We start from the raw sequence: 396 nt of genomic DNA, 5'->3' as shown, positions 1-396 counted from the left end.
ACTATGTCCAGATGGCCCGTGACACCGGCCGGCTGCCGGTCTTTGCCCTGTCGCCCTCGCAGGGCGATGTCGACATCCTGATCGCGGCTGAACTGATGGAAGCCGGCCGGGCCATCATTCGCGGCTTCGTCACGCCCGAGCGGACCACGCTGATCGCCTCCTCGCACCGCATCGCCGCCGTGTCGGAAAAAATCGAACCGGGCGATGGCCGGGCCTCGTCCTCCAAGGTTCATGCGACGGCGGAAGCAGCATCGAAGCGCTTCATCGCTTTCGACATGGAAAAGATCGCCGCCGACAATGGCTCGATGATCTCGGCCAGCCTGCTTGGCGCGCTGGCGGGGTCCGATGCGCTGCCCTTCACCCGCGAGAGCTACGAACAGGCGATCGGTGCCGGCG

General features: G+C 65.9%; 1 protein-coding gene. It reads left to right on the top strand.

Going from position 1 to position 396, the window contains the following annotated elements; all coding sequences use genetic code 11:
- Positions 1-396 (top strand): 2-oxoacid:acceptor oxidoreductase family protein (locus EOB36_RS34170; protein ID WP_206637252.1); only part of this gene is annotated, 396 nt, incomplete at both ends.

This window comes from Mesorhizobium sp. M6A.T.Cr.TU.017.01.1.1 (assembly GCF_004023115.1).
In the GTDB taxonomy this organism is placed as follows: Bacteria; Pseudomonadota; Alphaproteobacteria; order Rhizobiales; family Rhizobiaceae; genus Mesorhizobium; species Mesorhizobium mediterraneum.
Note: the sequence above shows the minus strand (reverse complement) of the source record. Positions and strands in the feature narration are given on the sequence as shown.